The organism is Brasilonema bromeliae SPC951 (genome assembly GCF_012912135.1).
GTDB classification, from domain to species: domain Bacteria; phylum Cyanobacteriota; class Cyanobacteriia; order Cyanobacteriales; family Nostocaceae; genus Brasilonema; species Brasilonema bromeliae.
In genome coordinates, this window is the sequence record NZ_QMEB01000259.1 from 1 (window position 1) to 9,182 (window position 9,182).

Below are 9,182 nucleotides of genomic sequence, written 5' to 3' on the forward strand. Positions count from 1 at the left end.
GGAGAGGGGATATAAAGCGTAGCTTTATGGGGGTGAGGTTCAACCTGACTCCTCATCAATCTTTGCACGCTCACCAACGCCCGATTCAACTCATAACCCCGCCTCTGGTGATTCTCCAAATACGCCTGCTGTTCCTCTTCAATCATCTGCACATCTTGACGCACCAAACCATCAAGTAATTTTTGCGCTGCACCAAACAAACTATCTTTCACAAACCGCCGAAACCATACAGGTAATTTGTGTAATCGCCAAAAAGCATTTAAAGATGTGAAATGAATCAAATAAGCCTTGGTTTGTCTCTCATTCACAGGACACAATAAACAGTAGATTTTGAAATCTTTGCCCAATGTGGAAATCCAGTGAGGATACACGTAACTGACATCCAAAGGTTCAGGATGAAGACGGCGTAAAGCGGGAAAAAATAATTGCGAAATTGACCAAATTTTATCTATCTTATAATAGCTTTGTGCTGTATAATGAGCATCAACACGATGAGTATCTTCGTCAATATCTTGCAGTGATGCTTGTGTCCAAGCTTGATAATCCTGATGTAAATGTCCATGATACATATCCATCAGATTTTCAATTAAATATGAATAATGGGCGTTACAGTTAATAATTGAAACCGTGGCAATGTAATTGAGATGCTCCCATTCGGGAACACCCATTGGTTGTAGAGACGTTGCATGCAACGTCTCTACATCTCCAGGGAACAGCCAAATAAATCCGTCTTGTTCTTTGACTGGGTAACGGCGGATTTTGCAACTAGGGAGTTTCTGGTTCTCTGCTAGATAGGGAACTGCTGCACATTCACCTTGATTGTTAAAGCGCCAACCGTGATAAGCACATTCCAACTCGTCGCCAATAACTTGCCCGTGACTGAGTTTAACTAAGCGATGAGGACATCTATCTTCTAGGGCGTGGACTTGTCCTTTGGTGTCGCGGTAGAGTGCGATCGCCTGTTTCCACAATCTCACACCCACAGGTTGAGTTTTGACCTCACGCGAAAGCGCAACAACATACCAGTGATTAGGGTTAATACCCAACTGGCGAGTATTATGACTTTGAGCATGACTTTGGGCAGCTTGGGAAACAACAGACATAAATTGACACATCCTCGCTATTGTTAGAATGTACCGCAAATCTTGATAATGTTCCCCTTGCGCTTTGATAGACAGCCTACGACTTAAGGAGCTAAAAATAATCACAGCACAAGCTATAAAGTAGTCTAGATGCAACAATTATGCTGTTGAGGTAAAAATCTGTATGACAAGCTACCAATCTAATCAAGAAACAGTTGCGACCGAATCCACATCTACTGATGAACTCATCAATGAGATTATCGAAGAAGCAAATGCCATCAACTACGTGGAGATAATCGAAAACGTTATCGATACGCTAGAACAAGATGACAGCGCAATGGTGAGTCATCCTTCAGAAGGTAGTTACCGTTGGAAGTTCAAGTACGGCACAGTGGAAGTGTTTGTCCAACTCACTGGAACAACTGATGAAGATACCTTAACAGTTTGGTCTGCGGTGCTGAAGTTACCCGCCAAAGATGAACCCAGGTTGATGCGAGAGTTGTTAGAAATGAATGCATCTACTACCTTTGAGGCACGTTTCGCTATTATTGAAAACCAAGTTGTTGTACTCACAACACGCACTCTCGCAGATTTGTCTCCTGGCGAAGCTTCCCGCTTAATTACTATTGTGGCAACTATCGCTGATAACAACGACGAAGCATTAGAATCGGAATTTGGTGTGTCTTGACTTTAGTGTGGCGATTCATTCCGTTATTACAAGCCTCTGGTGATGTGCAGATGGCGATTGACTCCTGGTTGTTAAAACAGCACCAGTCGGGACATCCTCCTGCTTTGCGATTTTACACTTGGTCGCCACCTGCCATTTCCTTGGGCTACCATCAGCATAAATATCCTGAATATTGGCAGCATCTGGTTTGGCAAGGTGAGAAAGTGGATTTGGTACGGCGTCCTACAGGAGGACGTGCAGTGTTACATCAAGGTGATTTAACCTACGCTGTTGTGACATCTGGTGTGACATCTGGTATGACATCTGGATTTGTCGGGAGTCGCGTTCAGGTGTACCAAAAAATTTGTGAGTTTTTGATTCAGGGGTGGCGATCGCTCGGCATACAATTACAATACGGTACAGCTGGACGCGGTTACATCCACAACCCCAACTGTTTCGGCACTGCAACTGGTGCAGATTTAATTTTGCCAGATGGTACTAAACTCATCGGTAGCGCCCAAGTGCGACGAGGTGGAGCTATTTTACAACATGGTTCCATCCGTTTGCAGCCCTCAGCTGAGTTATTTACTCAAGTCTTTGGCACAGAATCTTTTTCTCCTGTGCACCTTCCCCAGAACTTAGATATTGAGAAAATTATTGTCGCTTTAATTGCTGCTGCTGAAGATTGTTTTGGTATGGAGTTAGAAGTGCAACCACTCTCTGAGTCTGAGTGGGAGGCAATTTTGACTTAGCCACGTAACTATTAACTCAAACACCTGTTGGGCAGGGGCAAGCTTCACGAAAACTCCAACTGATTTTATACCTACTTCTGTGCGTCACAAAACATAATTACGAATTATTCTGAATTCTTAGATAAAAAAATGCTGCCAAAAAATAAGAGAAAGTTTCGTGTCATAGGTATTGCGTTTTTGTCCACAGTTTGTATTTGGTTTTTTGGTTCGTACCGGGTGATTGCAAATGAATTTCAAAGTCTGCACTTTCAGACATCACGAATTATAAAAGTTTCCTTAAAACAGCCCAATAATCAACAATTATGTAGCCACTATCAAAATATAGGTAGGCAACTTGAGCCTGTAAGCAATCAAGTATTATCTGGATCAGAAATATTATTTAAGACTTTTGCAGATGACAAAGTGTTATCAATACCCGCCGAGCCTTTACCAACAATACACCAAGCTGCAAAGAAAGCTAAAGTTCCCGTCATTATGTATCACGATATTATCTCAAACAAGAAAGTCATTTATGATATAACACCCCAAGAATTAGAGAAACATTTTGAACTGATTAAATCGACTCAGATGACTCCTATTAGCTTAAATCGGCTTTTTGCTCACTTGCGAACAGGAAGCCCATTACCAAAAAAACCTATCTTGTTGACTTTTGATGATGGTTATGGTGGGCAGTATGAATATGCTTATCCTCTATTAAAAAAATATGGTTATCCGGCTGTTTTTGCTATTCATACGAGCGGTGTAGGAGTTAATGCTGGTCGTACTCATGTTACTTGGGAACAATTAAGAACTATGGCTAATGACCCACTCATTACAATATCTTCCCACAGCATAACTCATCCTGCCCTCACAAAAGTATCAGATCAACAGCTTTATAAAGAAGTTGTGGAATCTAAGCAGATACTTGAAGCTCAATTAGATCGTTCTATTATTTATTTTACTTATCCTTACGGTAACTATGATTCCAGGGTAAAGAAAATAGTTGCAGAAGCCGGATATTTGGCAGCACTTACAATCGGCGATCCAACTGAGATGTTTGCAAACCAGTCAAAGGATTTATTTGCGATCAGTCGTTTTGAGAAATCTCGTCTAGAAAAAGTTATTCCCCAAGCTTGGGGCAGCCCAAATATGCCACAGTGTAATTCTTGAAGGGGCGTTATACCGGGTTGAGTCGATGGGGACTATTATGTCCCGCACCTCTCATTTAGATCCGGACGTGCCCATTTCTGTGCATCCGGCTCCCGATGTTCTAGGATTTCTCCTTGCTCATGTGATGATATTGGTGGCATGACTGATGGACTGCTATGCAGTTCTTGGGTTTCCAATTCGGTTGAGTCGATGGGTGGTATTATCCGCCGCACCTCTCAGTTAGATCCGAGCGTGCCCATTTCTGTGCACTCGGCTCCCGATGTTCTAGGGTTTCCCCTTGCTCATGTGGACGTAGTCGTGACAGCTTTCATGTACCGCTAGAAGGTTTTTAGTTTTCCAGTTATTGTGATTGCCGTCGATGTGGTGTAAGTGTACCCGTTCTTCACTGAGCATCTTTAATCCACAATGTCCACATGCATGGTTTTGCCGTTTCAGGGCAATAGAACGGTTTCGCCGTCGTAGAGTTTGCTATTGCGCTCACTCCAGTAGGGAGTATCTCCGTCAAAAGGTGATTTTTCTCCTTGGACGTTGACAAATTTATTTTCGGAGTAAGGTACTGCTGGGAACGCTTTGTCCAGTAATTTCTTACTAGAGTATCGGTCATTCTTTGCTTCTTTATTGAATACCTTGTTACTTGTCTAATAGCCAGTAACCGTGCAGCCTTAGATTTCAGAATCAGCTTTTGAAGTGACCGCGTTTTACGCATGTCGCCTGCTTTAACTGCTTTATACAACCGAACTTGTAGGCGAAACAAATTGCGTCTGAATTTCTTCCAGGGTAACTTGCTCCAAGATTCACTAGTATTGTTACTGTGCCTAATCATACTCTACTCTATCCTGATTGTTTTCTGAACACCTTGCAGCAATTACGCCGCATCCTACCCGAATTAAAGGAATTCAGCCTCTCGTCTAGCTTACCTGGGTTTCGACCGTTCCCAAGACCTTTAACTCGTTTTTATTCGTTCCCCGGATGGGATTTTTATGTGCCGTCAGGTGGAACCAGTTCAACCGCTAGAATCCCTTACTCTTGCCGTTTTCTCACCAATTCATCGGCGGGGTTTTATCTCTAGCGAGGTCAGGGGGTTTTGTGTTATGCCCTGCTTCGGAATAGGTTGCTTTTCTAGGTTCTGTTTTCACCTTGTGCACTCCCTATTAGCGCAAAGCTCTGCGGGGGAAGCTTCCCCCGCAAGACTTTGCACCAGTGTCAGCCCATAACAGCCGTCTGGTTACGCCCTGTTCCCAGCTTCACTCTGCGAAACTCCGAGTTCGCTCGGTGTGGGCAGGTAAGGAGTCACCTCTGAGTTTGAGGGGAAGGGCTTTCACCTTCATCCTGTCCGGAGTTCAATCCCTGTAGGGATTGGCTAATATATGTACGGACTGATTACCGTGATTCTACTAGCAACGAATCGCACTGGTGATTTCCGTCTACGTGGTGTAGATGGACTGTATCGCCAGGAATCATCTTCATCCCACAAATTCCGCATGAATGGTTTTGCCGTTTTAAGGCTTTAGAGGTGTGTCCGTCATAGAGTTTACTGTTTCGTTCACTCCAGTACGTTAAATCTCCGTCGAATGGTGACTTATCGCCTTTGACCATGACGAATCTGTTTTCGGAGTAGGGAACTGCTGGAAATGCCCTATCTAGTAATTCTTTACTGGAGTATCGGTTATTCTTTGCTTCCCTGTTGAATACCTTGAATGTTCTGCGTTGGATGTGATACAACGAGTTACGTGCCCCATCCATCTTGCAGTAGCGGTGGTAATTCCTCCATCCTCTAACCACTGGTGTTAGCTTTGTAGCTCTCACTTTGGAACCATAATTGGAGCAGTTGACGATAGCTTTTACTTTCTTACGGAATGCTTTGAAGTTATCCACAGAGGGGGTACTTCTAAATTTCCCGTTGCTCTGCACTTTGAAGTGCCAGCCGAGGAAGTCAAATCCATCTGTCGTGGCGGTTATCTTGGTCTTCTTTTCGTTGATATTCATTCCTCTTTCTGCAAGGAATTGGCTTATTTTTTCGAGTACCTCTATTGCGTTATCTTTGGGTCTGAGTATGATGACCATGTCATCTGCATATCTAATGCAGGCTTTGACCATCGTTCCATCTGTACTTTTGTATTGATGTATGTCTTCTATTCCATTGAGCGCAATGTTTGCTAGTAATGGACTAACTACTCCACCTTGTGGTGTTCCTTGCTCAGGAAACTCTGGATTAACTCCTGCCTTAAGGCATCGGAAGATACCTATCTTTGTGCCTTTGGGGCAAATGAGTTTGTCCATTATGGTTTTGTGGCTTATCCTGTCGAAGCATTTTTGAATGTCGAGTTCGATGACTCGCTTCTCTATTCCTTTACACCTGGAGTTTAGGTGGTTAAATACCAGTCTTTGTGCATCGTGTGCACTTCTTCCTAGTCTAAACCCGTAGCTCTTGGCGTGGAACGTTGCAACGCGCAAGCTGGTTCTAGGGCATACTTCACAAGGCATTGCCATGCTCTGTCAGCCATAGTGGGGACTTTGAGGGTTCGGAAGGTTCCGTCTTTCTTTGGTATTGGGATTTCCCTGAGTTTGCTATGTTGCCAATCGTGTACATGCTTCGCGAGCATCCCTCCGAGTGCAAATCGCTCCTCGTAGTTGAGAGACTTTTTGCCGTCAATCCCTGCGGTCTTTTTACCAGTGTTTAACTGAGATACTTGACGAATAGCCAAAAATCTTGCAGCTTTGGATTTCAGAATCAGCTTTTGAAGTGACCGCGCTTTCCGCTTGTCTCCTGCTTTAATTGCTTTGAACAACCTGACTTGTAGGCGGAATAAGCTCCGGCGGAATTTCTTCCAGGGGAGATTCTTCCAAGATTCACTAGTCTGGTGACTGTGCCTAATCATGCTCTACTCCTTGTGATTGTTTTTCTGAACACCTCAGCGAAATTACTCGCTGTCCTACCCGAATCAAGAGAATTCTGTATCTCGTCATACCTACCTTGGGTTCGACCTCCCAGGACTCTTGATTCGTTTTTATTCGTTCCTCGGATGGGATATATGTGCCGTCAGGTGTAACCACTTCAACCGCTAGAACCTCTTACTCTTACTGCTTGTACCTTGATTCATCAGCGAGGTTTTAACTCTAGCGAAGTCAGGGGGTTCTTTGTTATGCCCTGCTCATACCTAGGTTGCTTTTTTTAGGTTCTTTTCACCTTGTGCACTCCCTGTTAACGCCAGTGTCAGCCCATAACAGCCGTCTGGTTGCGTCCTGTTCCCAGCTTCACTCTGTAGAATTCCGAGTCTACTCGGTGTGGGCAGGTGAGGAGTCACCTCTGAGTTTGAGGGGGAGGAATTTCACCTCCATCCTGTCCGAAGTTCAACTTGTTGACGGTACAACGAAGTTGACATGCTTATTTACGGGCTGATTACCGAGATTTAGCATGTAACTAATCGCACCAAGGTTAGTACCCATCAAAGAAGCGATTCGCAATTTTGGGAGTATCGTCAGACACGTTAAGACGTTGGCAGATGGAAGGCAAAATGACTAGCCAGAGAACAGACGCAGGTCACACAGAACATAGGGACACGCACCCCAAGGCAAACGCACGCTACTTTGTATGCCAGATTCGTGCGCTTTGCCCATAGAGTGATAGCCGTGGCTGTACCCACTGGGTGTATTTTGAATTTGGAATTTGGAATTTCTTATAGTCCCATCCGCAATTCAGCTAAACGCTGACGTGCCTTGGCGTCGATAGAATTAGCTAAAAACCTTGTGTTAGAATGTTTTCGTACCTTAGATTTTTGCCGCACCCGACAAACAGTGGCTTGTACCTCATAGCACAGTTGCTGTGCTGACATCCATTCAGCCCCGTACCCCTGTACCATCAACTGCTGTGCGCGGTCTGATGTAGCAACAATCATCCGAGAAATAAGAGACTGGGCTAATGAGGAGCGTAAAGAGGCAGAAACTTTTTCAATGTAAGTGTCTGCTGTCTGCCCGAAGTCTGTATAATGAACCGATAGAAGCTCTGTAATAATTTCTCTGTTGCTACAGCTGTTTTGATATTGAGCGTCGAATACAATTTGAGTCTCATAACCTTGAAACGCACTGTAGCTAGTCAAAGCTTCGATTAATTCGCAACGCGCTGCTTCTAATCCAGCAGTGTCACGGGTTCTTTTCAAGCAAGACCAAGCGCCTATGATGTTGTAGCCGTCCACAAGCAAAACGGCTCGGGGTAAGGAAGAGAGCATGATTTTGGATCACAATTTTCTAGAGTTAACAAAATTCATTCATAAAATTCATAGTAATTGAAGCATGGGTTGTAACACTATGTTACAAAAAGAAAAATGTATATAAGGGTGTAGAGAAAAATCGATGGAAAATATGCCCTATGGGCATGCAAGGCAAACGAAATTTCCCCTACACCCTTGTATCCTTAAGTCTCAGGAGTTTTGTCGTGCAATTCCATCAGCCGTCGTTTGAGGCGCTGCGGTTCACCCTGATCCAATAAAGAACCCCTTTCTAGCAGCAAAGCGCCGTCACAGTAATTTAACTCGTCTAAGCGGTGGGTAACCCAGAGGGCTGTGATACCACGATTTTTGACTAGGCGGCGGACACTAGCTACGAGTTCCAATTGACTATCTGGATCAAGCAAAGCAGTTGGTTCATCTAACAATAGGACTTCACAGCGACGGGCTAAAGCGCCGGCGATCGCCACTCGTTGTTTCTGTCCACCACTCAAAGCATAAATAGGACGTTTTTGCAGTGAGAGTAAATTGACTGCTTCCAACGCCTCCTCAACGCGAGTTCTGACAGCAGCAGGTGGGAGTTTTTCTTCTACCAGCCCAAAAGCCACATCAGCACCAACTGTTGGCATGACGAGTTGATGATCAGGATTTTGGAAGACAAAGCCCACAGTAGGTGAAAGTTGAATGTCCCCAGATTTAGGGGTTAATAGCCCTGCGAGCAGTCTGAGTAAGGTGGATTTGCCACTCCCATTTGTACCCAAGAGCATCCAAAATTCACCCTTGGGTACTTCCAGAGAGCAAGACTTAATCACATTCTCTCCGGATGACCAGCTAAAACTTAAATCCTTAACTTCTATCCCCAGTTCCGCCATGAGTATACCACTCGCCGATTACTCAGCTGCTATGGCGAAGAAACCAGGCGGTCTGCCAGTTCCACCACCAGCAGCACCATCTTTCTGAATTAACTGAACTCCAGAAATCTCACTAGCACGGACGGCGACTTTCTTTTCTGTCTTCCCCTCGCTTGTGAGTTCCACAATATCAGGGCTGCCAGTTTGCATAGCCGCCACAATCAGCTGATACACTGCCTCAGCATCCTCAGATGTTTTACGTTCTATAGATATGGGGAAAGCTGTGTTCTTTACGGTTAAGTCGATACTAAACATTTCGCTTCAATGAAATTAAGGTGCAGGACTCATTTTAACGTTAGCTTGCGTGGAGCGAGTTTGAGGAGGTGACTCATGGGAAAAGTTAACTTTCGGTTAAAAAAATGAAAAAAACACTAGAAAAATCTGAGAACTTTATATAC

Annotated in this window: 8 protein-coding genes and 3 pseudogenes; 4 read left to right on the top strand and 7 right to left on the bottom strand. The window is 44.3% G+C overall.

Annotated features, from left to right (window positions below):
- Window positions 1-1,103, bottom strand: a 1,103-nt coding sequence (locus DP116_RS24445) for an aromatic ring-hydroxylating dioxygenase subunit alpha (protein ID WP_169157629.1), incomplete at its 3' end; no start/stop codon positions are given.
- A gap of 163 nt (window positions 1,104-1,266) precedes the next feature.
- On the opposite strand from DP116_RS24445, the gene DP116_RS24450 reads away from it, so the two are divergent.
- The 4 genes from DP116_RS24450 (at window position 1,267) to DP116_RS24465 (ending at window position 3,971) form a co-directional block, all read left to right on the top strand.
- On the top strand, window positions 1,267-1,770 hold the full coding sequence (locus DP116_RS24450) for a YbjN domain-containing protein (RefSeq protein WP_169157630.1): 504 nt from the start codon (window positions 1,267-1,269) through the stop codon (window positions 1,768-1,770).
- Window positions 1,771-1,820: 50 nt separating this feature from the next.
- The gene (locus DP116_RS24455) at window positions 1,821-2,501 is read left to right on the top strand and encodes a lipoate--protein ligase family protein (protein WP_169157636.1); all 681 of its coding nucleotides are present in this window, start codon (window positions 1,821-1,823) and stop codon (window positions 2,499-2,501) included.
- A gap of 129 nt (window positions 2,502-2,630) precedes the next feature.
- Complete coding sequence (locus DP116_RS24460) at window positions 2,631-3,650, top strand: polysaccharide deacetylase family protein (protein ID WP_169157631.1); 1,020 nt, start codon at window positions 2,631-2,633, stop codon at window positions 3,648-3,650.
- 138 nt (window positions 3,651-3,788) lie between these two features.
- Window positions 3,789-3,971 carry a hypothetical protein gene (locus tag DP116_RS24465; protein WP_169157632.1) on the top strand — a complete coding sequence of 61 codons (183 nt, stop codon included), beginning with the start codon at window positions 3,789-3,791 and terminating at the stop codon, window positions 3,969-3,971.
- Here the strand turns inward: DP116_RS24465 and DP116_RS29685 are convergent.
- From DP116_RS29685 to DP116_RS24490, 6 genes and pseudogenes are all read right to left on the bottom strand, one after another.
- A pseudogene (locus DP116_RS29685) lies at window positions 3,915-4,279 on the bottom strand (HNH endonuclease); the annotation flags it as partial. The gene DP116_RS24465 and the pseudogene DP116_RS29685 overlap by 57 nt on opposite strands.
- Window positions 4,280-4,317: 38 nt before the next feature.
- Window positions 4,318-4,473 (bottom strand): annotated as a pseudogene (locus DP116_RS24470) (reverse transcriptase N-terminal domain-containing protein); the annotation flags it as partial.
- Between the two features lie 590 nt (window positions 4,474-5,063).
- Window positions 5,064-6,529 (bottom strand): annotated as a pseudogene (locus tag DP116_RS24475) (reverse transcriptase domain-containing protein); the annotation flags it as partial.
- Window positions 6,530-7,327: 798 nt separating this feature from the next.
- Window positions 7,328-7,876, bottom strand: coding sequence for an NYN domain-containing protein (locus tag DP116_RS24480; RefSeq protein ID WP_169157633.1), 549 nt, complete (start codon window positions 7,874-7,876; stop codon window positions 7,328-7,330).
- A 185-nt stretch (window positions 7,877-8,061) separates the two neighbouring features.
- Window positions 8,062-8,745 carry an ABC transporter ATP-binding protein gene (locus DP116_RS24485; protein ID WP_169157634.1) on the bottom strand — a complete coding sequence of 228 codons (684 nt, stop codon included), beginning with the start codon at window positions 8,743-8,745 and terminating at the stop codon, window positions 8,062-8,064.
- Between the two features lie 18 nt (window positions 8,746-8,763).
- Entirely contained in the window at window positions 8,764-9,039 is a 276-nt protein-coding gene (locus DP116_RS24490) for a UPF0367 protein family (RefSeq protein WP_169157635.1), read from the bottom strand.
- Window positions 9,040-9,182 lie beyond the last annotated feature (143 nt).

Bases quoted from the DNA above. Each gene is read 5' to 3' on its own strand.
- DP116_RS24465 (WP_169157632.1), top strand. From the start codon at position 3,789: ATGACTGATGGACTGCTATGCAGTTCTTGGGTTTCCAATTCGGTTGAG.
- DP116_RS24460 (WP_169157631.1), top strand. From the start codon at position 2,631: ATGCTGCCAAAAAATAAGAGAAAGTTTCGTGTCATAGGTATTGCGTTT.
- DP116_RS24480 (WP_169157633.1), bottom strand. From the start codon at position 7,876: ATGCTCTCTTCCTTACCCCGAGCCGTTTTGCTTGTGGACGGCTACAAC.
- DP116_RS24450 (WP_169157630.1), top strand. From the start codon at position 1,267: ATGACAAGCTACCAATCTAATCAAGAAACAGTTGCGACCGAATCCACA.
- DP116_RS24455 (WP_169157636.1), top strand. From the start codon at position 1,821: ATGGCGATTGACTCCTGGTTGTTAAAACAGCACCAGTCGGGACATCCT.
- DP116_RS24485 (WP_169157634.1), bottom strand. From the start codon at position 8,745: ATGGCGGAACTGGGGATAGAAGTTAAGGATTTAAGTTTTAGCTGGTCA.
- DP116_RS24490 (WP_169157635.1), bottom strand. From the start codon at position 9,039: ATGTTTAGTATCGACTTAACCGTAAAGAACACAGCTTTCCCCATATCT.